The sequence below is a fragment of the Kribbella sp. NPDC023972 genome (assembly GCF_040639075.1).
In the GTDB taxonomy this organism is placed as follows: Bacteria; Actinomycetota; Actinomycetes; order Propionibacteriales; family Kribbellaceae; genus Kribbella.
Genome location: NZ_JBEZZH010000001.1, coordinates 1,464,541 through 1,486,584 on the forward strand (window position 1 = coordinate 1,464,541; position 22,044 = coordinate 1,486,584).

Sequence of the window (22,044 nt, forward strand, 5' to 3'; positions counted from 1 at the left end):
CTCGACCTGCCGAAAGACCTGACCTCTCGGGACCGATGCCGCTGTCCTGGCCCGGCGGCCGACGCGATGCTGGAAGCGCGGCACAACAAGCCGCGTACACCAGAAGGAAGCGACATGAAGGCGACCAGCACCGTCACCGAGGATGAGGTGGGCATCCTGCTCGCCGCTGCCGGACAGGCGCCCTCGATGCACAACACCCAACCCTGGCGGTTCGACATCAACGGACGCGTCATCGACGTCCTCATCGACGTCGGCCGCACACTGCCCGTAGAGGACCCGGCCGGCCGGCTGACCCGCATCGGCGTGGGCGCCGCGGCTTTCAACCTGCGCGTCGCCGCGGCCATGCTCGGCCACGACACGACGCTGGCGATCGACCCCGATCCCGCCGTACCGGACGTGGTGGTGCGAATCTTCCTGGCCGCTCGCAAGGTGCCTGTCGCCGGTCTCAGCTCCCTGTACGGCGAACTGGGCCGGCGCTACACCTATCGCGGTCCGATGGTCGACCGGCCGATCTCGGCCAGGATGCTGCAGCGGCTCACCGAGGCCGCGAAAGCGGACGGAGCGGACCTGCGATGGCTCGACGGCGAGCAGCACGCCCGCCTGGGTTCGATCACCCGGACCGCCGACGACCGCGACATTCACGAGGAGGACCGGCTGCACGAGAGGCTGCGCTGGATAGGTGGCGACCGCGAGGCCGACGGTGTGCCGGACGACGTACTCGGGCCGTTGCCGGTCCGCGGCGCGGCTGTTCGCGACCTGTCCGCGGGCCTCGAGCGTCTGGGCCGTGATCAGGTAGCGTTCGAGTCGACGCCGATCATCGCTGTTCTCGGGACTGCGGACGACGACGAGCCGGCCTGGGTGCGAGCAGGCCTGGCCCTGCAACGAGTGTTGCTCACGGCAACGTCGTACGACCTGGCGGCGTCGTTCCTCAACCAGGCGGTCGAGTACCCCGACCTCCGTGACCAGGTCCGGACGTTGATCGGCCACGACATCTGGCCCCAGATGATCGTCCGGCTCGGCTATCCGGCCGAGGGATCCGGCCTGACACCGCGCCGTCAGTGGAACGAGACGCTCCACTCTCGGCGACCCTGAGGACCTCCGTCCAGCCCTCAATCGATGGGCGTATTCATGTTTGGGCCGCTGGGTCTGGTCCTTCGACGGTCTGGAGGCGGTCCAGGAGCCGGACGATCAACGTGCAGGCCAGGTCCGTGGACTTCTCGTCCGACGAGATCTGGATGTACTCCTCGAGGAGATTCACAGTCACCAGGACCTCCGCTCGGGTGAGCACCGATATGACCGCGTTGCCGTTGCCGCCAGCACCATCCGTTCGCTGGACGACGGCACTCCGCGCCGCAGAAGACTCCTCATGATGCTGCTTCCTGTGAAACATGTGAGCCCCCCGATTCAGACACCCAGAACACGAACTCCGTGATGGCCGAGACTCAGAACGCCCACAAGCCGTTGTTCGAGCCACCCGCCGAAGGTGATCGGGCCGCGCAACACTTTCACGGTGCTGGTGTGCATCGCAGGAACCTCGCTCGGTCAACGGCAACTCCGCCGCCGACCAGGCTTCCCGGCACACCCTGAGTCAGTCCCTGACCATCAGTACGACGGACTCACCCGTACTATCCGAATACCGGGTCCGCGTGTTACAAACCTCGGCCTGACCGTCTGGCGGATCAGACAAGGTCGGCGACTCCTTCGACGGCGGCGCGCCGATGACCCGTTGCCCATGGCAAGCGGCGAAGCGCCCGGTGGGTGCGATCGTTTGCGCCGAGGGCGGTCGATGGGGGAGGCTTGGGGCCGGTGCGCCGGGAAGTCTGGTCGGCAGTGCTCGTCCCCAAGCCGGGGTGCGGGCTGGTTGACGATCCTGGAGGCGGCGTGACGCTGGCAGCACCCCACGTTCACGGTGACAGCAGGCCGACGCCGGGTGATCAGTCCCGCGCAGGCGTATCGTGCAAGTGTGCACGCAGAGCAGATGGCCGAAGACTTTCCGGTGGTGAGCCTGGACACAGATGCTCGCGACGCTGTGGAGTTGCTTGCCTCGCGGCGGCTGCCGGGCCTGATCGTGGTGGACGCGGAGGGGCACCCGCATTCGGTGTTGCCCGCGTCCCAGGTGGTGCGGTTCCTGGTGCCGAGCTATGTGCAGGACGATCCGTCGCTGGCGCGGGTGATCGACGAGTCCCTGGCCGACCAGGTGGCGGACAAGCTGGCCGGCGTGACGGTTCGGAGGCTGCTGCCGAAGCAGCCGGTCGAGTTGCCGGTGGTCAATCACGACGACACCGTCATCGAGGTGGCCGCGATCATGGCGCGACTGCGCTGCCCGCTGGTGGCGGTCGTGAAGGACAAGGAGATCCTGGGCGCGATCACCGCGTCGCGGCTGCTGGAGCTGGTGGTCGCACCGCACTGACCGCCGCGCTGGTGATCGCATGACTGTGATCGCCGTCGTCGTCTTTGTCATCGCCTATGTTCTGATCGCGACCGAGTGGACGCACAAGCTGCTCGCCGCGCTCGGTGGTGCGGCCGTTCTGCTCGCGCTCGGCGTGACGGACTCGGAGCACGCTTTCTACTCCCATGACACCGGGGTCGACTGGGACGTCATCTTCCTGCTGCTCGGGATGATGATCATCGTCGGCGTCCTGCGCCGTACCGGTGTCTTCGAGTACGTCGCGATCTGGGCGGCGAAACGTGCCAAGGGATCACCGCTGCGGATCATGATCCTGCTGACCCTGATCACTGCCGTGGCCTCGGCGTTCCTGGACAACGTCACCACCGTGCTGCTGATCGCGCCGGTCACGTTGTTGGTGTGTGACCGGCTCGGCATCAACCCGGTGCCGTTCCTGATCGCCGAAGTGTTCGCCTCGAACATCGGGGGCGCCGCCACGCTCATCGGCGACCCGCCGAACATCATCATCGCCAGCCGCTCCGGCCTCACCTTCAACGACTTCCTCGTGCACATGACGCCACTGGTCGTGGTCGAGCTGATCGTCTTCACGCTCGTGGTACCCCGATTGTTCAAGGGCTCGTTCGCCGTCGACCCGGACAAGGTCGAGAACGTCCTGCGGCTGAACGAGCGCGAAGCGATCGAGGACACGCGACTGCTGGTCAAGTGCGGCATCGTCCTGCTGGCCGTCTTCGCCGGATTCGTCGGTCACTCGGTCTTCCACGTCGAACCGTCCGTCGTAGCCCTTCTCGGCGCCGGTCTGCTCGTGCTGATCTCGAAAGTGCCCACCAAGGACTACATGAGCAGCGTCGAATGGCAGACACTGCTCTTCTTCGCCGGGCTATTCATCATGGTCGGCGCCTTGGTCAAAACCGGCGTGATCGGCAACCTCGCCGAACAAATCGGCAAGGCGACCGACGGCAAACCACTGCTCGCGACCATGCTGATCCTCGTCGTGTCAGCGGTCCTGTCCGGCATCGTCGACAACATCCCGTACGTCGCGACGATGAGCCCAGTGGTTCTGGAACTCACCCGCAACCTCACCGACCCCAGCCACGTCCACGCGCTCTGGTGGGCGCTGGCCGCCGGCGCCGACTTCGGCGGCAACGCGACCGCCGTCGGCGCCAGTGCGAACGTCGTGGTGATCGGCATCGCGATGCGGGCCGGCAATCCGATCAGTTTCTGGGACTTCACCCGCAAGGGCGTCGTGATCACCGCGATCACGATCATCGTCGCGGCGCCGTACCTGTGGCTGCGGTACTTCGTCCTGTCCTGACCGGCACCGGGAACGTCGCGTTCGACACCGTCGGGGCCGTAGGCTCCTTGTCACGGGCGTACGAGGACCTTGAGGGCTTCCCGGTTGTCCATGGCCCGGTAACCGTCGGCTACGTCTTCCAGCGCGGCTGATCGAGCTCATCGGGGAGCTGTCCACCCGCAGCGAAGACTTCCGCACCCGCTGGGCCGCCCACAACGTCCGCTTCCACCGCACCGGCCAGAAGAAGCTTCACCACCCCGATTCGATCAGCCTCATGCTCGCGGACCGTACCGACCGCGCCCGCGCACTGTCTTGTATCGAACCGCAACTCACAAGCCGAGGACCACCTGACCCCGCGCGACCTCTGCCGGAGTGTGGCCGATCAACCGCCGCAGCGACCGGGTCAGTTGCGGCTGGTCGTAGTAGCCCGCCTCCCAGACGACCTCCGCGATCGTCTTACCCGAGCGCAGCAGGTCGGCTGCGTGCCGCGCGCGCTCGACCAGTTGCATCGTGCGCCGCGGCAGGCCGACGGCCCGCACGAACCGGTTCTGCGCGGTTCGCTCCGGCATTCCGCGTACGTCGACGCCGTACCGCAGTTCGTCGATCAGCGGATCGACGACGAGCAGACCGGCACGGACGAGACGGTCGACCAAGACGTCGACGTTCTGTGGGGTCGGCATCTCCCAGGCCCGCCCGTCCAGCAGGATCCGGCCGTCCGGAAGCGTCGGCAGTACGGCGTCCTGCAGGTTGACGAGCCGGCTGGGCGGAAAGCCCGGAAAGTACGCACCGAGGCGGAAGTCGACGCCGAAGTACTCCGAGTCACTCGGGCACGACATCGGCGTCGCCCTCGTGGCCGGGCCGCGGACATGCACCGCCCAGCGTCCGCCGATCCGCGCGAACCCGAGCCCCGAGTTGACCCAGGGGAGCGAGCTGAAACTGGTCGGACTGTCGCATTCCGCGGACCAGATCCGGTTCACTGGCCCGGCCGGTCCACTGACGATGCGACTACTCAGCCCCATGCAGTGAGTGAAGCAGAGCCCCGCCCGGACCGCACCCTCACGATCGCAAGACTTGATGCGTCGTACGCATGAAGTTTGCCGACAATCGGCATTGGACGAATGATCGGCGCCAGACCTAGCCTCACAGTAAGAACAGCCGTGAGGAGGCCGTGGATGCGTAGTATCGGGTTGGGACGGACTGGCGAGCAGGTCAGTCAGCTGGCGCTGGGGGCAATGCTGATGGGTACGTCGACCGATGAGGCGACGTCGATCGGGATGCTCGAGCGGTACCTGGAGGCCGGCGGGACGTTCATCGACACCGCCGACTGCTACGCGTGGTGGCCTGGGCCGGGTTTCACCGGCGGCGAGAGCGAGGAGTTGCTCGGGCGCTGGCTGACCCAGAGCGGGAAGCGCGACGAGATCTTCCTGGCCACCAAGGGCAGCGCGTGGGTGGGTGACCCCGAAGCCATCCGGACCGGGGACGGCAGCTACGAGACGATGGCCGCGCAGTGGGTCGGCGCCGGCGGCGACACGTTGCGGCAGGCGATCGACGACAGCCTGCGCCGGCTTCGCACGGACCACGTCGATCTGTACTACGTCCACGTCGACGACCGCTCCACGCCGCTGGAAGAGACCCTGGAGGCGCTGGCCGAGATCGTTGCCGCAGGCAAGGCTCGGTACATCGGCTGGTCGAACGTGCGGACCTGGCGGCTGGAGCGCGTCCGTGCCCTGGCGGAGCAGAACGGCTGGCCCGTACCGGTCGCAGTCCAGGAGCAGCACTCGTACCTGCGGCCGAAGGGCGGCGTGAACACCTTGTCGATTGTCGACGATGAGAAGATCGACTATCTGCGCGCCCATGACGACCTGACCCTGGTGGCGTACACGCCGATCCTCAAGGGCGTCTACGACGACCCGGCCAAGCGCGAGGGGCATCCGATCATGGCGTCGTACGCCGGCCCGGACGCCGACGCGCGGCTCGCCGTCCTCACCGAGATCGCCGCCGAGCTGGACGTCACCCCGAACCAGCTGGTGATCAGCTGGCTGCTGCACGCGACCGACCCCGAGCTGATCACGCTGATCGGCCCGCGCACCCCCGAGCAACTCGAGGTCGCCCTGGCCGCCGCCGACATCAAGCTCACTGGGGCCCAACTCGAACGCTTGGACAACGCAGGCGCCTGAAGACGGCCGATTCATTCAAGACGACCCGGCGTCCTGCCCGACGGCGCCGGCTGCGAAGTCGTCTTCACCATCTGCCAGCGTCCGGGCGTGACAGACGAGGACTTCACCCGCGACGGAGACGCCGTACAAGCCGATCTACTCACCCTGAAGAACGAGCTCGAAACGTCGGTAAGGACCCAACCGCCTTCGGCCTCACCATCGAGCCAACCAAGGGCTCCCTCATGCCCACCCTGCCCTCCCTGCCCGCCACCGCAATGATCCCGATGACGTGAGCGCGTCGGGGTTGGTCGACATGCTGTGCTGATCAGCGGTAGCTGTTGCTGGCCATGACGTTGTTGACGGCAGTGACCGCGTGGGGCCTTTTGGCAGCACGTCCCAGGTTCCGGGACCGTCAGGCGGGGCCGAAGACCGCGTCGAGATCTTTTCTGTCGCCGCGGAGATCGCCGGCGGCGATCGCCTGCTCGATCGTCAGCATTCCTGACGCGAGGCTAAGACGACCATGGGGTCTGCGCCAAGCACGGTTTCGGGTCGGCCATCGGAGTTGAGAGCGACATGGGTTCCCGTGTTGTCGACGCGCACCGTCAGGGTCGTGCCTTCGACTTCCACTCCGACCGTTACCGGAGACTCGGCTCGCTTTGCGGCCAAGAGCGACTCAAGTGCGACGACCAACCAGTGGGGTTGGAAGTTGTCGCCGCGCGGGCCGGAAACCATGAGGGGCGTGCTCCAGTTCACGAGCGCAGCGAGTGTGCTGCGAAGTTCGCTTCCCCACGGCGTGAGTGCGTAGGCGACGCCGTTGCTGCGCGTGTCGAGCTGGCGCTGCCTCGTCGCGCTGCGGCCAGGACACGTGGTGCACATCGAGGTGAAGAAGGTCGGCAGAATCCCAGTGGCGGAGGCTGACGCGTCCACGGCCGAGACAGCGCACAAGCCCGGACCGCGGCACGAACAAGACCAGAGAAGCCCGACTCAGCTACGTCTACCTGCACTCAGCGATCGACGGGTATTCACGCCTCGCCTACACAGAAGCACTAGACGACGAGAAGGCCGTTACCGCTGTCGAGTTCCTCGACCGCGCCCGGACAGGGTTCGCCGCGCACGCATCACCCACAGAGTGCGGATCGTCACCGACAACGGCGCCTGCTATCGAGCGGAGGCGTTCGCGGCTGCACTCGGAGGATGTCGGCATCAGCGAATCAAGCCCTACACGCCTCGTCAGAACGGCAAAATCGAGCGCTACAACCGGATCATCGCCGAGGAGTTCCTGTTCGCCCGCACCTAAACCTCAGAAGACCACGTCGCGCAGCGCTCGACGTCTGGAACATCCATTACAACTACCACCGGCCGCACAGTGCGGCTCAGGGTCAGCCGCCCGCGACGCTGTGCCAGTGGGCGTCAACAACGTCCTGGCCTCGTACAACCAGCGGGCGGGTGCCGGTGCGGCCGACCTGACCCGAGCCAACAACCGGCGGTCCCCCAAACCCACCCTGCCCGCCGCCGCAGTGCTCCCGATGATGTGAGCGCGTCGAGGATGGTTCGACCTGTTGTGCTGATCAACGCTAGCGGGCGGGCGCCGGTGCGGCCGGCCTGGAACCCGAGCCAACTCGTGGCTCCCCAAACCCAGCCTGCCCGCCACCGCAGTGCTCCGGATGACGTGATGGCTTCGGGGGTTAGTTGCGGCCTGCTGCGCTGATCGGGGGTAGCGGGTGGGTGCCGGTGTGGTCGACCTGGAAACGGAACCCGTGTGGGCTGGTCCATTCGATGGCACCTGTGGGCAGACGTCGGTTCTTCCAGCCGCCGAAGGTTTTTGCGCGGTGGTGGAGCCGGCCTTGCGGTATGAGGTTGTCGGTGCTGGTTTGCCCGGGTGGACCGGCACGGTCGTAGGGCACGATGTGGTCTTGGTCCATCCGGGTGGTGGCTTCGGCGCCGCTGAAGGGGAACATGTCCACAGGATGGCGCGACCGGACCCTCTCCCGGATCCGGTCCGGGATCTCATAGCCGTGAACGCTCACTTGGTCGTGCAGATCGATGACGGGTTTGACCACGATCTGGTCGTGGCCGAGCAGCTCGCTCAACTGGCTGAGGAGCAGCGGCCCGAGTTCCTCGACGCGCAGAACACCGTTGCCGGAGGCAAGTGCCTTGTCGGTGAGATGCACGTACAGCGTGTGCCGGTTAGCCCGACGCCCGTTACCCGCGCCGAGCCCGCTGCTGTAGGCATGTTGCTTGATCGCGGCGAGTCGCGCCGGGAGCGAACCGGCCAGCATCCGCCGCGTGAATCTGTCCTCAGCAACCTCAACGAGCGCCACGCCTGATTCAGGAGGAGCCGACGAGTCGGACGCGGCATCCCAGTCGTGTACGGCGTCCCAATCGGGCGCAGCATCCCGATCAGGAACGGCATCGCGGTTGGGCTCGGCCTCCCGGTCGTCCCGGCCGCCCCGGTCGTCCCGGCTGGCCCGGTTGTCCTGGCTGTCCCGGTCGTCCCGGTCGTACCGGTCGTACCGGTCGTACCGGCCATCAGGGTCTTCGGTACGAGCAGTATCCGCGAGGCCCGGCTCCGCGGTATCCGCGAGACCCGACCGCGAAGGGGCGTTCGCAAGACCCGAGTGTGTCGCGGTGTCCGAGTGTGTAGGGGTGGGCCCGCCGGTCGTGGCTCTGTTCGTCGCGTCGTTCGACCGTTGAGGTGGTCGGGCGAGGCCGTCACCAGATCGATGGCTGCGGGCGTGGGTGCTGGCGGGGGCGGGAGCGGCTGGGCGGTCACCAGCCGTGGCGTCCTGCGGGGTGACGTCTGGCAGGGTGCGGGCGAGGTAGCGGGCGACTTCGAGGAGCTGGTGGGCAGCGGCGGGGTCGGCGATCCAGCCGATGGCCTTCGCCCGTCGCGCGTCAAGGGAGTCGGGGTCGCCGAGGGTTTTCAAGGCCCGGGCAAGGTCGTCGATGGTGGCGTCGAAGCGGATCACGTCCCCGGCAGCCGCGCGCACCCAGAACCGTTTCGTGCCGTGCTGGTCCGACGGGCTGACGTATACGCCGCGTGCCTTGGCGGCTGCTTCGGCCTCGGCCTTGGCGAGGTCGGGGTCGGCCTCCCAGACCGCGGCCTTCACGATGGTCGCGAGCTTTGACGGGGTGACGGTGTTGACGATGCCGACGATGCGGCGGTCGACGATCGCGGCGGCCTCTAGGGACAGCGACAAGCACGCCCGGGCGACCGCACGGGCCCGCCAGGGTACGGCGTTCCCAGCCAGGACCGCGGCCCAGATCCTGGGAAGTCGGTGCCGCAGCGCCAACGCCTCGCCGATGAAGGATGCGGCGGCGCCGCTCGACATTCGCATCACCGCGCCGAACTCGATCGGGGCGAACTCAGCCACGCCTGGACACCCGTCGCCGCCGTACACCTTGATCCTCTCCGTTCCGGGCAACGGCTGACCGTCCTCACCGCCGTACACCACCGCGTTGCGGTCGGCATACGCGAGCGCGGCTTCGAGCTTCCGGACCGCGGCGCGTTCCTCGATCAGGTCGAACTCCGACGCCGCGACCAACAGTGCCGCGGTGTCGAGTTCAGCCAGATCGCCTTCGAACATGCAACCGAGCATATGTTCGATTGGATGCCGACGCAAACCGCGTTAGTCACCCAAACCCCTTATCCACAAAGGGAAAACTCACATCCCACAGATCCGCGAACACGATATGCACCAGGATCGGGATGTCTCGGGGAGACAGCGCTCGGCGTGGGAGCTCGGCGGCGCCCGTTGCCGACACCGTGGTCGCGGGCCTGGAGAGTGTGCGACGGACAGCTGAATCGGCCGTAGACGTACAGCGATGTGGGTTCTCGCGATCGGGAGCGCGGACCCAGACCGGCTCCTCCGCGATCCCGGCGGCGAGCTCGGCCGTCTGGGTCGCCAAGGTGCTGGGTTCCCACTCCGCCTCGCTCTTTGACTACGCGAGTACGGCCTCGCCTGCAGGCTGGGTATTCGTTGCCGGCAGATGTCCGACGATCAGGACGCGGACCTCGGCCACGACGGCGAAGTCGCCGGACAGGGTGAAGCAGCGGACGCCAACCTCAGACCGCGTCCGTGCGCCGCTGATCGGTCGCGCGGACGTGCGCACGCGGCTGCCGGGGCGCTGTCCGACCAGGTGGCCTCGGCGTGAGGACAGCCCTCCGGGACCGTACGTCGAGGAGGGGTTGACGATGTTGACCGGCGGGAGGCAGTGGCCGTTAACGGTGGCCTCGGCGGAGGACGCTGCGCACGCGGGCGCCGATGTAGTCAGTTCAGGTGGATGGGATCAGGCGGACTGGGCCGAGGAGGCCGTAGTTCTGGCGGTTGCCCGTGTAGACGTAGGGCTGTTCCGCGCGAAGGCGGTTGAAGAGAGTCGTGGCGACCTCTACTTGGATGGTGTTGCGGCCGCGGCGTAGGTGGGCGGAGAGGTCGAGGATCGGGTTGAGGAGGTTGACCGGCGGTAGGCGGTGGCCGTTGACGGTGACTTGGGCGGTGTCGAAGACCTCACCGAGGTCGAGGAAGGCGTTGGTTGTGTCGAGGTCGACTGTGGTGGTGTAGCGGCCTATCCCGGACACGTCCTCCAGCCCTGGAATCGCCGACCAGGGCGCCAGCGCGTCGAGCGAGACGCGGTGGCGATGGATGACGGTCTCGGTCGGCGCGGGCCCGGGCAGGTAGGACTCGACCTCGAGGTGCCAGGCGTCGAGAACAATCGGGGACCCTGCCGCGCCGGATGTAGCGGTAGACGCGGGCGGGATGGAGCGGGCCGGGTGGAAGGCGATGATCGTGGCCTCGCCTGGGTTCAGGGCGATGCGAAGCGTCACCCGGTCGCCGTCCTCGGCGTACTGCTCCAGCGGCGAGATCGTGCCGGTCCAGGGATCGAGGCGGAACGGTACGGCGTTGGGATGGGAGCGGGTGAAGGTGACGGCGTGGTCGATCCTCGTCACCGGAGGTCTCACCGTCTCGGCGTGCTTGCCGTTGACCAGGTAGTAGTAGTCGACGTCGTGCTCGACCCGGTGATGATTGAGCAGCGTCGATGTCGGGTGCGACACGTCAGGGGTGACGCCAAGCTCGGCCAGCGCGGCCGGCACCTGCGTCAACTCGGCGACCACACGTACGGCAGGCAGCGCAAACAACTCACCCAGCACTTCCCGCAGTACGGCGTTATCCCCGACGCCGGGCACAGTCGCCGCAGACCATCCGCTGCCGAGAAACACGATCGGCAACCCGCCGCGGGCGAATGACAGCAACCTCCGCGCGGTCTCCGCCGGCAGCGTCGCCTCGTTTCCCGCGAACCGGTCGCCTTCAACGAACAACACCTTGTACGCCGGCCCGTCCGGTGCGAGCCGCCCGTCGCGAACCACTGCGCGATCCAGTTCCAGCACCGGCGCCGACACCATTTGATGCGTCCACCCGGCTGGCACACCACTCGCGGTGAACCACCCGACCCCGATCCCGGTCTTCGTGTAGCCCTTCTGCCGGAACGCCGCGACGTCGATCCGCGACGTACCGGTCTGCAACACCTGGTGGATCCGGCCCAGATACCCGGTCACCGCCGGCACATGCCGCCACGTCGGTTGCCGCGGACCCCACGATTCCGAGTACCCCTGCCGCCCGTCGTACGGCGTGAACGCGGCGAACCCGGGCCAGTCGACGCCAGGCGCCGTGGCATACGAGAATCCGTGCAGCACGGTCTGGTTCAGCCCGGCCGCATACGCCCCACCCATCGTGAGCAGCAACTTCTTCCACGTCGTCCCATAGGCGCCGCCTTGATACGCACCGGCCTCACACGACAGCACCTTCCGGCCGCCGAGATCACGCCCGCCGGCCAGTGCCCTGTAGTCGTCGAGGTTCCGGAACCCGAGCGACTCACCCTCCGGAACATCGACGATCGCGGCCGCCGCGATGGAGTCGGTCTCCAACCCGTACGGCTGACAGCGAAACTCCAGCCCGAGCGAGTGCGCCCACTTCGTCAGCGCGGAGAAGTGATGCTCGGCAAAGAGATCCGAGACCGTCAACCAGTAGTCGTGCCGCACATGCCGGGTGATCCCAGCCTCGCTCTGGAACACCTGGTTCTCGTCGTTGCGGACGAGCGCCGGCAGGAACGCCCACACCTCGTATCCACGCCGCTTCAAGAACTCGGCAGGCAGCGCGGGCGTCCAGTTCAGACCACTTGTCTCCAATTCGATGGAGTCCTCGAACAGCGAACCGCCCGACTTCCGCAGCAGCCGCCGCGTCGTCGGCGTGAGCAGGTGCCGCTCCCAGTAGTCGATCACCGCCTGCGTACCGGCGGCCGAGAAATGATCGACGACGTACGACTCGGGTGAGGTGTGCGGCCCGGACTCCGGTTGTTGCCCACTTCCCCTTTCCCAGAAGGCGAACAGCAACCAGGTTCCATCAGCAGGCGCGGTCCAGCTGACAACCCCATCGGCGGCAGCGACCTCGACGTACGAGTCGATGTCGAAGCCGAGGATGCGCCCGTTCGACGAGGTGTACGCCGGGTTGAGCCGCCACGCCGCCACTTTGAGCAGCTGCGGTACGGCGTCACTCGGATACACCGGCTCCGGCGGCGGACCGATGTACGTGCCTCCAGCAACGATCTGGACGACGCCGTACTGCAACTCCTTGACCGCGGCCTCGTCGTTCGGCGTGATCGTCGGTACGGCGGCCGGCCAGGACGGACCGATGGTCAGGTCGATCGCGAGGCCACGCCGGCCGGCCTGGTCGAGCGCGGCCTCGACCCCGGCGACCGAAGCCGCCGAGCCCCAGCCGTGGCCAACCGGATCAAGCACCGACTTGTCGTCGATCGAGTGGTGCACGGCGGCGATTTCCGCGCCACCGAAGCCGGCATCCGCCAACTGATCGACCTCGCGGCGGATCTCCGCGGGATCGACGAGCCCGTCCGGCCACCACCACCGCACCTTAGGCCGCACCGCCGCGCCCGGCCGCGCAAACCATCGCACCCACTCCCCCGGCACCCGGTCCCCAGCGACCCCGCCGGCACCAGCAGAGGCACCAGCCGCCGGCAATCCCAGCCCAGGCCCAGCCACCACAGCGGCCCCCGCAGCGGTCGCCGTGACAAGGAAGCTCCGCCTGCCGATCCGGTCATTCATGAATAAAAATTCTTGACCAGAGACCGCCGCACCGCCACCCAGGAGCCCGGTTCCGGCCAATGCCAAGGTCTTGACATGTTTGCGCAACTTGCCGCAAAGTTGCCGAAACCTTGGAAACCACCCGGGAGCCGATCGTGAACCCCACCCTGACCGACGTGGCGCAGCGCGCCGGAGTGTCGTTGTCGACCGCGTCACGCGCCTTCAGCGACCCGGACCGGATCGGCCGCGACACCCTGCGCCGGATCATCACCGCCGCGGAGGAGATCGGGTACGTCGCCTCGGCCGGCCGCCGATCCCGGTCCGCGAGCCTGCCGACCAGGTCGGCCACGGTGGCGGTGATCGTGCCGGACATCGGCAACCCGGTGTTCGCCAGCTTCGTCAAGGCGGCCCAGGCGCACGGTTGGAACCGGCGCCAGACCATCGTGCTGACCGACACCGACGGCAGCCCGGACCGCGAGCGCGAGATCCTCGGCGAGCTGCACGAGCGGGTGGACGGATTCATCGTCTGCTCGCCCCGGCTGCCCGCCCACGACATCGTCGAGCTGTGCGGGGACGCACCGCTGGTGCTGGTCAACCGCACCTCGGACGAGGCGAACAGCGTCGTACCCGATGCGGCCGACGGCCTACGGCAGACGTTGGAGTACTTGCGCGTCCTCGGTCATGAGCACGTCGCCTACGCCCAGGGTTCGCCGCTGTCCTGGTCGAACCAGAGCCGGGTCGAGGCCCTCCAGCGCCTCGCGGACGAAGCGGACATCGAGGTCGAGCTGATGGGCTGGCAGGCCGAGACGGTCGCCGGCGGTCAGGCCGCGGCCGCCAGCGTGATCGCCTCCGGGGCCACCGCCGTGATCGCACACAACGACTTGATGGCGCTGGGCATCATCTCCGGCGCCGCGAACCTCGGAGTGGAAGTGCCGAGCGACCTCAGCGTCGTCGGCATCGACGACACTCCGCTGGCGGAGGTCGGCCGGCCGACGCTGACAAGCATCCAGGTGCCGATGTCGCGGGCCGGAGTGATGAGCGTCGACATGCTGCACCAGAAGCTGACCGCCGATCCCACCGAGCCGTCATCGGCCCCGCGAGCGGTCACCCTGCCCACGCAACTTGTGGTCCGCCAGAGCACCGGCCCGGTCTCCGGCTGGACGCCGGCCCGTCGCGGACGGCAGGACGTATGAGAGTCGTCATCACCGACCCGAACCTGCTGCCCCTGCGCTCCGAGCTGGAGTCGCTCCTGCCCGCGGGCACCGACACTGCCTGGGCAACAGCGGACACGCTCCTCGAAGCTCTCCACAACGCCGATGTGCTCGTCGGCCCGGCGTTCACCCAAGAGATGGCGGACGCCGCGCCCAAGCTCCGGCTGGTCCACGTCGCGGGCGCCGGCACCGATCGGATAGACCCGAAAGCACTCGGCGGCACCATCCTCGCGAACACCTACCACCACGAGGACGCGATCGCCGAGTACATCGTCTGGGCCTTGATCGCACTCCGCCGCGAGCTCCCGCAAGCCGATGCCGCATTGCGCCGAGAGCACTGGCGCTCGCCCGTGTACGACGCCGCACTCCCCCAGCCGCACACGCTGGCCAGCGCGTCCATCGGCTTCGTCGGCCTCGGTCACATCGGCCAGGCGGCTTGGCGCGTCCTGCGAGCCTTCGGCGCCCAAGGTCAAGCAGTGACGGGGTCAGGCCATGCCGAGGCCGAGGGCCTCAACTGGGCTGGAGACACCTCGCAACTCCCACGCCTGCTGGACGAATCCGACGCACTCGTCGTCTCCGCACCGCTGACCGACTCCACTCGCGGCCTCATCGGCGCCGCGGAGCTCCAACGTCTCGGCCCGAACGGCGTGCTCGTCAACGTTGCCCGCGGACCACTCGTGCAGGAGCAGGCCCTGTACGACGCCCTCCGCGCCAGGACCATCCGCGGTGCGGCCCTGGACGTCTGGTACTCGTACCCGGGCCCCGACGGCCGCGGCAGACCCGCCGAGGCACCCTTCGGCGAGCTCGGCAACGTCTTGCTGACTCCGCACGTGTCCGGGATCACCCGGCAGACCTTCCTCGGCCGCGTCCAGGACATCGCGGCCAATCTCAAGGCTCTTGCCGAGGGCAACGAGCTGCGCAACGTCGTACAACTCTGAAGGCAGTCATATGACCGATCGCATCGTCGCCGCCGAGGTCATCGTCACCAGCCCCGGCCGCAACTACGTCACGCTCAAGCTCCAGACCGCCGACGGTCTCGTCGGGTACGGCGACGCCACCGTCAACGGCCGTGAGCTCGCCGTCGCGTCGTACCTGCGCGATCACCTCAGCCCGTTGCTGATCGACATCGACCCGGCGCGGATCGAGGACACCTGGCAGTACCTGTACCGCGGGGCGTACTGGCGGCGTGGACCGATCACGATGGCCGCCATCAGCGCCGTCGACCTTGCCCTTTGGGACATCAAGGGCAAGACAGCCGGCCTGCCGGTGTACCAACTGCTCGGCGGTGCGGTGCGCGATCGCGTCCTCGCCTACACGCACGCATCGGCCTGGGAGCTCCCCGAACTGCTCGACACCGTCGACGCCCGGCGCCAGGACGGATTCCGTGCCGTACGAGCGCAGTCCGGCGTACCGGGCCTGGAGACGGTGTACGGCGTTCATCGCGACGCGCATGGTTATGAGCCGGCGGCCCGTGGTGCCGCTCCGGTCGTCGAGTCGTGGGACACGGACGCCTACCTGCGGCACGCCCCGTCCGTGCTGACGGCGGTCCGCGAGCACGTCGGTTCAGAGCTCGCGTTGTTGCACGACGCCCACCACCGGCTGACACCGCAGCAGGCAGCCCGGCTCGGAAAGGAGCTCGAGCCTGCGAACCTGTTCTGGCTCGAGGACGTCACTCCGGCGGAGAACCAGGAAGCCTTGCGCCTGGTCCGTCAGCACACCACCACCCCGCTGGCCATCGGCGAGGTCTTCAACACCATCTACGACTGCAAGGACCTGATCACCGAGCAGTTGATCGACTTCATCCGCGTCGCGGCCGCGCACGCGGGCGGCATCAGCCACCTGCGCAAGATCTTCGCGCTGGCCGACGTCTACCAGGTCCGGGCCGCGCCGCATGGACCGTCAGATGTCTCACCGGTCTCGTTCGGCGCGAGCGTCCACCTCGGCCTGTCGACGCACAACTTCGCGATCCAGGAGTACATGGGCTACGACCCGCTGACGCATGAGGTGTTCCCGCACTCGTGGTCCTTCACCGATGGCTACCTCCACCCGGGTGACGCACCGGGGCTGGGCGTCGAGGTCGACGAAGAGCTCGCCGCGAGATTCCCCTACGAACCTGCCTACCTCCCCGTTGCGCGCAGTCTCGACGGCGCCGTGACCGACTGGTGAACGACGTGTCCGCGATCCTGAACCGCCGGTCGGTTCCCCAACACTTGCTCACCCTCGACCACAGGCCGTCCAGCACCGGCATCGTCCACCTCGGTCTCGGGAACTTTCACCGCGCGCACCAAGCGGTCTACACGGCACAGGCCGGTGACTGGGGCATCCTCGGCGTCGCCAGCCGCTCGGCGACCGTCGCCGACGCGCTCAACGCACAAGACGGTCTCTACTCCGTGCTGGAGCTGTCACCCGAGGGTTCGTCCGTCACCGTTCCCGGCGTGCACACCGGCGCCATCGTCGCCGCGCATGATCCGGCCGCCGTGGTCGCCGCGATCGCAGCCGAGGACACCCGCATCGTGTCCCTCACGGTGACTGAACACGGATACTGCATGGACCCGAGCAGCCACCGGCTCGCTCTCGACCACCCCGGCATCGTCGCCGACTTGAACAGCCCGGCACCGGTCACCGTCATCGGTCAGGTCTCCCGCGCACTGGAGCTACGCGCCACCACGCACGGCCGCCCGCTCACCGTGCTGAACTGCGACAACATGCAGTCCAACGGGACGCAGACGCGTGCCCTGATCCTCGAGTTCCTCCGGGCCGCAAACAGCCCGGCCGCCGACTGGGTGGCCGATCAGATCACGTTCCCGAACTCGATGGTCGACCGCATCGTGCCCGCGACCACCGACGCCTACCGCGCGGCGGCGTACGAACTGCTCGGGGTCGACGACCGCATCACGGTGCCGGCCGAGCCGTTCACGATGTGGGTGATGGAGGATCGCTTCGCCGCCGGGCGGCCGGCGTGGGAGCGGGCCGGCGCGGTCTTCACCGACGACGTCGAGGCGTACGAGCTGATCAAGCTGCGGTTGCTCAACGGCACCCACTCGCTGATCGCGTACCTCGGCGCACTGGACGGCCGCGCCACCATCCCCGAGGCGCGTGCCCAGGACTTCATCGAGTACGCCGCAGGCGCCGTGCTGCAGGACGAATACCTGCCGAGCATCACCCTTCCCAATGGCTTCGATGTCGAGGCGTACGTCGAGTCGCTGTTCCAGCGCTGGTCGAACGACGCACTCGGCCATCGCACGCAGCAGGTCGGCACCGACGGCTCCGTCAAGCTTCCGCAACGTGTCCCGCTGCCGGCCCTGCGGCTGCTGGACCAAGGCGTCATGCCGGAACACCTCGCCCTGACGGTCGCCGCCTGGCTGTGTTGCGTCGTACCGATGCCAGGCTTCGATCCCGGCCCGCACGCCCACGCCATGGTCGACCCGGCCCGCGACCGTCTCGGCGCGCTGGCGGACGGGAAACCCCAGGAACTGGTCCGGAAGGCCTGCGCGCAGGTCTTTCCCACTCAGCTTGCCCAGAGCAACGAGTTTGTCCAGCGCGTCGCCGAGTACGTCGCCGTCATCCGCACCGACGGCGTCCGAGCAGCTGCCCGCCAGGCCGCACGCTCCCGCACCCCTCACCAGCCGCCGGCGCCGCCCGCGGCCTGACGTCCCCAGAGGATCCGCCATGGAATCAGCCCCAGCACCGGAAACGAAAGAGCCACCCCGCCAGGAAGTCCGCCGCGCAGCCCTCGCCGGACTGATCGGCACCGCCCTCGAGCAGTACGACTTCGTCATCTACGGCACCGCCTCGGCGCTGGTCTTCAGCCGACTGTTCTTCCCGAACATCTCGCCGACGGCCGGTCTGCTGGCCAGCTTCAGCGCCTACGCGGTCGGCTTCTGTGCCCGGCCGCTCGGCGGTTTCTTCTTCTCGCGGTACGGCGATCGCCTCGGGCGCAAGTGGATCCTGGTGGCCACCTTGACCCTGATGGGCATCTCGACCATGGCGATCGGCGTGTTGCCGACGTACGAGACCGTCGGTGTCTGGGCGCCGATCCTGCTGGTGCTCAGCCGGTTCCTGCAGGGGTTCGGCGCCGGTGCCGAGCAGTCCGGAGGGGCCACGCTGCTGACCGAGACCGCGGCCGTGGGTCGCCGCGGCCGGTTGGCGGCGCTGATCATGACCGGTGCCGCGGCCGGCACCGCACTGGGCGCCGGCGCGTGGGCGCTGGTCCAGCTCCTGCCCGACGAGCAACTGCTGTCCTGGGGCTGGCGACTGGTGTTCCTGAGCAGTGCGTTCGTCACGGTGGCGGCGTACATCCTGCGGCGGAAGCTGAAGGAGACGCCGGTGTTCACCGAGATCAAGGCCGAGCGGACGGCGGCCGCGGCGCCGGTGCGGGAGGTGTTCCGCAACGGCAAGAAGGCGGTCGCCCTGGTGACGCTGATGACGGTCGGGCTGAGTGTGCAGTCGTACACCTACCAGGTGTTCATGGCCTCCTACCTCAAGGGCACGGTGAAGCTCGACGCCCAGACGGTGCCGGAGATCCTGCTGGTCGGTGCGATCTTCGGCGGCCTCGGCGCGATCGTGCTCGGGTACCTGTCCGACCTGTTCGGCCGGCGCACCGTGTTCCTCGGTATCGCCGGACTGCTCCTGGTCCTGCCGTTCCCGACTTTCGTTGCCCTGAGCACCGGAAACCTCGCGCTCATCTACCTGGCGATGATCATCGGCTTCGTGTTCGCCTGCCAGGGCGGGGTGGCGGTGACGATGAGCTACTTCCCCGAGCTGTTCGGCAGCCGCTACCGGTACGCCGGTGTCACCCTCGGCCGGGAGTTCGCCGCCGTCCTGGGCGGTGGGTTCGCACCGCTCATCGCGGTCGCGCTGATGGGAGCCTTCGACTCGTGGGTGCCGGTCGCCGCCTACATGACGCTCGCGATGGCGGTGACGTTCGCCGCCGGACTGCTGGCGCCGGAGACCAAGGACCGGGACCTGCTGCTGCCCGAGAACGCTACCGACCGCACACTGGCACCAACCGCCGCCTGACCGTTTCACCGCGAGGAGAGCCATGAAGGCCATCGTCATCCAGGGCAAGCTCGAGCTGGTCGAGACCGAGCTCCCCACCCCGGCCCCGCGGCCGGACCAGGTGCGCCTCCGGATGGCGTACGGCGGCATCTGTGGCTCCGACCTGCACTACTACAACGAGGGCGCGAACGGGGAGTTCGTCGTCCGCGAACCGCTCGTCCCCGGGCACGAGCTCTCCGGCACGGTCGATCTCGACCCCTCCGGTGAGCTCGCGCCCGGGACACCGGTGACCATCCACCCCGCCACGTTCGGTACGTCCGAGCCGGGGATCGAGGACCGCCCGCACCTGTGGCCCAACGGCGCCTACCTCGGCAGCGCATCGACCTGGCCGCACACCCAGGGCGGCATGAGCGAGTTCCTTGTCGTCGGCAAGAGCATGCTTCGGATCCTGCCCACGACCTTGCCGCTCCGCCGCGCTGCCCTGGCCGAGCCCCTCGCCGTCGCCTTGCACGGCATCGCCATCGCCGGTGGTGTCGAAGGCAAGCGGGTGCTGGTCTCCGGCTCCGGTGCCATCGGGCTGCTGACCGCCGCGGCCGCGCTGTCTCTCGGGGCGACCGAAGTGGTGACGACCGATGTCCTTCCCGGTCCGCTCCGGCGGGCCCGGGAGCTCGGCGTCCACGACACGATCCAGGTCGGCGCGCAGAACATCCCGTCCGCCCACTTCGACGTCGTACTGGAATGCACCGGCCTCCCGGTCGCCATCACCGGTGCGCTCGACGCGACCCGGCGCGCGGGCATCGTCGTACTCGTCGGCATCCCGCTCAACGAGGCCAGGCCGGTCAACCTCTCACCGCTGGTGTCCCGCGAGCTCCAGCTCCGCGGCACGATGCGCTTCAACGACGAGATCGACCAAGCCGTCGAACTGCTGGACACCAACCCTCAACTCGACCGCGTCATCACCCACGAGTTCCCCGCCCCGCAGGCCGTCGAGGCCTTCACGGTGGCCAAGGACTCCGACGCCTCCGGCAAGGTACTCGTCTCGCTCTGGTGACCTTCCCGCCACCATCCCGATCCTCTCCTCCGAACCGAACCAGCGGGGTCACGGCCGCGGCGAACAGCACGCAAGAGACGACAGCCACGACGGTACCGCCGCCGGCGGGTGCCACGAGACCGGACCAGATCCCCGCCAACGCGGCGCCGCCGATCTTGATGCTGCTGCTGAGGACAAGCACCTGCGCATGGCCGTTCGCGGGCGCATGCAGGCGGCAGACAGCCAGCACCGTCGGAAGGTACACGCCATTCGCGAGTCCTAGTACGGCGAACCCGATGAGCGCGACGCCGTACGAAGCCGCGGTCGCCGCGATGCCGACCGCGGCCGCCATGACAGCCAAGCTGCCCGCGGCCCACCGCAGGGGCTGACGAGCGGCCGGCCGAGTCGCGCTGATGAGCGAACCGACCAGACTCGTGACGCCGTAGATGGCGATGAGCAGTCCGCCGCTACCTGGCTGTTCGCCGAGTTCGGCACTGAGGAGTGGAGCCGCAACCGGCAGTGCGCCGAGACCCAGACCGGTCAGCCCCACGGCGACGAGTGTGTTGCGGAGCGGTCGGGTATCGACGGCGTGAGTCAGGCTGTCCCAGATCCCGGCAGGGCGCTCGGGAGCCTCGGGCTCCGGCGGCAGCGTCAGCACGAGACCTGCCGCAGCCATCGCACCCACTGCCATCAGGAGTACGGCGGCAACCGGGCCGACCATCAAGTTGGTGACTGCGGCAAGGCCCGGACCCATAGCCGTCGCGATGCCCCAGGTCGCGCTGTCGAAGGCTCTCGGCCTTGCTGTCTCACCGCCAGGAAGCCTGCTGGTCAGTCCACCCGCAAGCATCGGTCCAGCGCAACCGGCCAGCAGGACGAGCGACACGGTGACCACCGCCGGCGCACGGTCCATGACCACAGCCGCGGCGGCGACCGATGCGCCGTACAGGACGAACGACCCGGCGAGGACGTATCTGGAGTCCGTCCACGACAGCAGGCGACTGAGCCACGGCCCGAGGAGGTGCGGAGCGACCAGCGCGGCCACCAGTGCTCCCGCCACGCCCGGCCGAACAGACAGGGCGAGCAGCGCGAGACCGACCGAGGCGCCGTCGTTCACCGCCCGGATCACCACCGCCGCGCTGAGGTAGCGAGCCAGCTCTGATGCAACCGTCTGCTTGTTTGCTTGCATCATATCTGGCCGGTGCCCGCTATGATGCGAACAAAACATCTTTCGATGGATTCAGAGGATGGAACAGACCGCGGACTTCATCGCCGGCGCCTGGTGCCTCGACTTCGCCAACACGGTCGAGCCCCGGTACGAGCCGGCGCCGGCGAGTGATTACGTGCCCGGCTACCGAGCGCTGGTCGACTGGTCGGTCAGGGCCGGCCTCGTGTCGCCGGCCGGTGCGCGCCCGCTCAGGCGGCAGGCGGACACTCGCGCGACGGCGGCTGCGCACGACCGGGCGATCGTGTTGCGCGAGGCGACGTACCGCGTGTTTCATGCGATCGCGACCGGGGCGAAGCCGGCCGGCGCTGACCTGACCACGCTTCGCAACGCCTATGTCCAGGCGATCGCCGACGCCGTTCCGGTCTGGGAGGACCAGCTGCGCTGGACGTGGAAGGCCGACAACCTCGACCGGCTCCACCACCAGCTCGCGGAGGACGCCGTACGCCTGCTGGATTCGCCGCGTGTCGACCGGGTGAAGGTCTGCCGCCCGACCTGCGGCTGGCTCTTCCTCGACCTGACCCGCAACGCGTCCCGCCGGTGGTGCGCCACCAGCACCTGTGGCATCCGCGAGAAGATCCGCCGCCAATCCATCCGCCGAGCCAGTCAACGCACTCACTGACGGTTAAGGTGAGC

At 68.1% G+C, this 22,044-nt stretch carries 17 protein-coding genes and 2 pseudogenes; 13 read left to right on the forward strand and 6 right to left on the reverse strand.

The features are described 5' to 3' along the window. The first annotated feature begins 114 nt into the window (after positions 1-114). Positions 115-1,092, forward strand: a complete 978-nt coding sequence (locus AB0F43_RS06840; RefSeq protein WP_360471654.1) for a hypothetical protein — start codon at positions 115-117, stop codon at positions 1,090-1,092. 34 nt (positions 1,093-1,126) lie between these two features. On the opposite strand, the gene AB0F43_RS06845 is transcribed toward AB0F43_RS06840, so the two are convergent. After that, a complete protein-coding gene (locus tag AB0F43_RS06845) occupies positions 1,127-1,264 on the reverse strand; it encodes a hypothetical protein (RefSeq protein WP_360471657.1) in 138 nt (45 codons plus the stop codon). A gap of 699 nt (positions 1,265-1,963) precedes the next feature. On the opposite strand from AB0F43_RS06845, the gene AB0F43_RS06850 reads away from it, so the two are divergent. The 3 genes and pseudogenes from AB0F43_RS06850 to AB0F43_RS06860 all read left to right on the forward strand — a co-directional run. Further along, a complete protein-coding gene (locus AB0F43_RS06850) occupies positions 1,964-2,410 on the forward strand; it encodes a CBS domain-containing protein (RefSeq protein ID WP_360471659.1) in 447 nt (148 codons plus the stop codon). A gap of 19 nt (positions 2,411-2,429) precedes the next feature. Next, positions 2,430-3,719, forward strand: a complete 1,290-nt coding sequence (locus tag AB0F43_RS06855) for an ArsB/NhaD family transporter (protein WP_360471662.1) — start codon at positions 2,430-2,432, stop codon at positions 3,717-3,719. Between the two features lie 127 nt (positions 3,720-3,846). Continuing rightward, a pseudogene (locus tag AB0F43_RS06860) lies at positions 3,847-3,957 on the forward strand (transcriptional regulator); the annotation flags it as partial. A 70-nt stretch (positions 3,958-4,027) separates the two neighbouring features. On the opposite strand, the gene AB0F43_RS06865 reads toward AB0F43_RS06860, so the two are convergent. Beyond that, the gene (locus AB0F43_RS06865; protein WP_360471665.1) at positions 4,028-4,717 is read right to left on the reverse strand and encodes a helix-turn-helix domain-containing protein; all 690 of its coding nucleotides are present in this window, start codon (positions 4,715-4,717) and stop codon (positions 4,028-4,030) included. 153 nt (positions 4,718-4,870) lie between these two features. On the opposite strand from AB0F43_RS06865, the gene AB0F43_RS06870 reads away from it, so the two are divergent. Beyond that, complete coding sequence (locus tag AB0F43_RS06870) at positions 4,871-5,875, forward strand: aldo/keto reductase (RefSeq protein ID WP_360471668.1); 1,005 nt, start codon at positions 4,871-4,873, stop codon at positions 5,873-5,875. An 814-nt stretch (positions 5,876-6,689) separates the two neighbouring features. Beyond that, positions 6,690-7,287, forward strand: a pseudogene (locus AB0F43_RS06875) (integrase core domain-containing protein); the annotation flags it as partial. 252 nt (positions 7,288-7,539) lie between these two features. Here AB0F43_RS06875 and AB0F43_RS06880 read toward each other — a convergent pair. The 3 genes from AB0F43_RS06880 to AB0F43_RS06890 all read right to left on the reverse strand — a co-directional run bounded on the left by AB0F43_RS06880 (position 7,540) and on the right by AB0F43_RS06890 (position 12,818). After that, complete coding sequence (locus tag AB0F43_RS06880) at positions 7,540-9,441, reverse strand: hypothetical protein (RefSeq protein ID WP_360471669.1); 1,902 nt, start codon at positions 9,439-9,441, stop codon at positions 7,540-7,542. A gap of 355 nt (positions 9,442-9,796) precedes the next feature. Beyond that, positions 9,797-9,967: a hypothetical protein gene (locus AB0F43_RS06885; protein ID WP_360471672.1), complete on the reverse strand. Its 171-nt coding sequence runs from the start codon at positions 9,965-9,967 to the stop codon at positions 9,797-9,799. A gap of 163 nt (positions 9,968-10,130) precedes the next feature. Then, the gene (locus AB0F43_RS06890; protein WP_360471675.1) at positions 10,131-12,818 is read right to left on the reverse strand and encodes a glycosyl hydrolase; all 2,688 of its coding nucleotides are present in this window, start codon (positions 12,816-12,818) and stop codon (positions 10,131-10,133) included. Between the two features lie 284 nt (positions 12,819-13,102). Here AB0F43_RS06890 and AB0F43_RS06895 point away from each other — a divergent pair, with 284 nt between their 5' ends. From AB0F43_RS06895 to AB0F43_RS06920, 6 genes are read left to right on the forward strand one after another with little or no spacing between them, the layout of a single operon-like run. After that, positions 13,103-14,140, forward strand: a complete 1,038-nt coding sequence (locus tag AB0F43_RS06895) for a LacI family DNA-binding transcriptional regulator (protein WP_360471678.1) — start codon at positions 13,103-13,105, stop codon at positions 14,138-14,140. Further along, on the forward strand, positions 14,137-15,096 hold the full coding sequence (locus AB0F43_RS06900; RefSeq protein WP_360471681.1) for a 2-hydroxyacid dehydrogenase: 960 nt from the start codon (positions 14,137-14,139) through the stop codon (positions 15,094-15,096). Before AB0F43_RS06895 ends, AB0F43_RS06900 begins: the two co-directional genes overlap by 4 nt. A 10-nt stretch (positions 15,097-15,106) precedes the next feature. After that, on the forward strand, positions 15,107-16,324 hold the full coding sequence (gene manD / locus AB0F43_RS06905; RefSeq protein ID WP_360471683.1) for a D-mannonate dehydratase ManD: 1,218 nt from the start codon (positions 15,107-15,109) through the stop codon (positions 16,322-16,324). Between the two features lie 5 nt (positions 16,325-16,329). Continuing rightward, on the forward strand, positions 16,330-17,808 hold the full coding sequence (locus tag AB0F43_RS06910) for a mannitol dehydrogenase family protein (RefSeq protein WP_360471685.1): 1,479 nt from the start codon (positions 16,330-16,332) through the stop codon (positions 17,806-17,808). A gap of 19 nt (positions 17,809-17,827) precedes the next feature. Continuing rightward, positions 17,828-19,177 carry an MFS transporter gene (locus AB0F43_RS06915; protein WP_360471687.1) on the forward strand — a complete coding sequence of 450 codons (1,350 nt, stop codon included), beginning with the start codon at positions 17,828-17,830 and terminating at the stop codon, positions 19,175-19,177. A gap of 22 nt (positions 19,178-19,199) precedes the next feature. Further along, complete coding sequence (locus tag AB0F43_RS06920) at positions 19,200-20,207, forward strand: zinc-binding dehydrogenase (protein ID WP_360471690.1); 1,008 nt, start codon at positions 19,200-19,202, stop codon at positions 20,205-20,207. Here AB0F43_RS06920 and AB0F43_RS06925 read toward each other — a convergent pair. Then, on the reverse strand, positions 20,152-21,375 hold the full coding sequence (locus AB0F43_RS06925; protein WP_360471692.1) for an MFS transporter: 1,224 nt from the start codon (positions 21,373-21,375) through the stop codon (positions 20,152-20,154). The genes AB0F43_RS06920 and AB0F43_RS06925 overlap by 56 nt on opposite strands. A 55-nt stretch (positions 21,376-21,430) precedes the next feature. On the opposite strand from AB0F43_RS06925, the gene AB0F43_RS06930 reads away from it, so the two are divergent. Beyond that, positions 21,431-22,030, forward strand: a complete 600-nt coding sequence (locus AB0F43_RS06930) for an ABATE domain-containing protein (RefSeq protein ID WP_360471695.1) — start codon at positions 21,431-21,433, stop codon at positions 22,028-22,030. Positions 22,031-22,044 lie beyond the last annotated feature (14 nt).

What these genes read in the sequence shown, in the direction of transcription:
- manD (WP_360471683.1), top strand. Translation starts at nt 15,107, where the DNA reads ATGACCGATCGCATCGTCGCCGCCGAGGTCATCGTCACCAGCCCCGGC.
- AB0F43_RS06900 (WP_360471681.1), top strand. Translation starts at nt 14,137, where the DNA reads ATGAGAGTCGTCATCACCGACCCGAACCTGCTGCCCCTGCGCTCCGAG.
- AB0F43_RS06840 (WP_360471654.1), top strand. Translation starts at nt 115, where the DNA reads ATGAAGGCGACCAGCACCGTCACCGAGGATGAGGTGGGCATCCTGCTC.
- AB0F43_RS06920 (WP_360471690.1), top strand. Translation starts at nt 19,200, where the DNA reads ATGAAGGCCATCGTCATCCAGGGCAAGCTCGAGCTGGTCGAGACCGAG.
- AB0F43_RS06880 (WP_360471669.1), bottom strand. Translation starts at nt 9,441, where the DNA reads ATGTTCGAAGGCGATCTGGCTGAACTCGACACCGCGGCACTGTTGGTC.
- AB0F43_RS06870 (WP_360471668.1), top strand. Translation starts at nt 4,871, where the DNA reads ATGCGTAGTATCGGGTTGGGACGGACTGGCGAGCAGGTCAGTCAGCTG.
- AB0F43_RS06865 (WP_360471665.1), bottom strand. Translation starts at nt 4,717, where the DNA reads ATGGGGCTGAGTAGTCGCATCGTCAGTGGACCGGCCGGGCCAGTGAAC.
- AB0F43_RS06915 (WP_360471687.1), top strand. Translation starts at nt 17,828, where the DNA reads ATGGAATCAGCCCCAGCACCGGAAACGAAAGAGCCACCCCGCCAGGAA.
- AB0F43_RS06855 (WP_360471662.1), top strand. Translation starts at nt 2,430, where the DNA reads ATGACTGTGATCGCCGTCGTCGTCTTTGTCATCGCCTATGTTCTGATC.
- AB0F43_RS06930 (WP_360471695.1), top strand. Translation starts at nt 21,431, where the DNA reads ATGGAACAGACCGCGGACTTCATCGCCGGCGCCTGGTGCCTCGACTTC.
- AB0F43_RS06925 (WP_360471692.1), bottom strand. Translation starts at nt 21,375, where the DNA reads ATGATGCAAGCAAACAAGCAGACGGTTGCATCAGAGCTGGCTCGCTAC.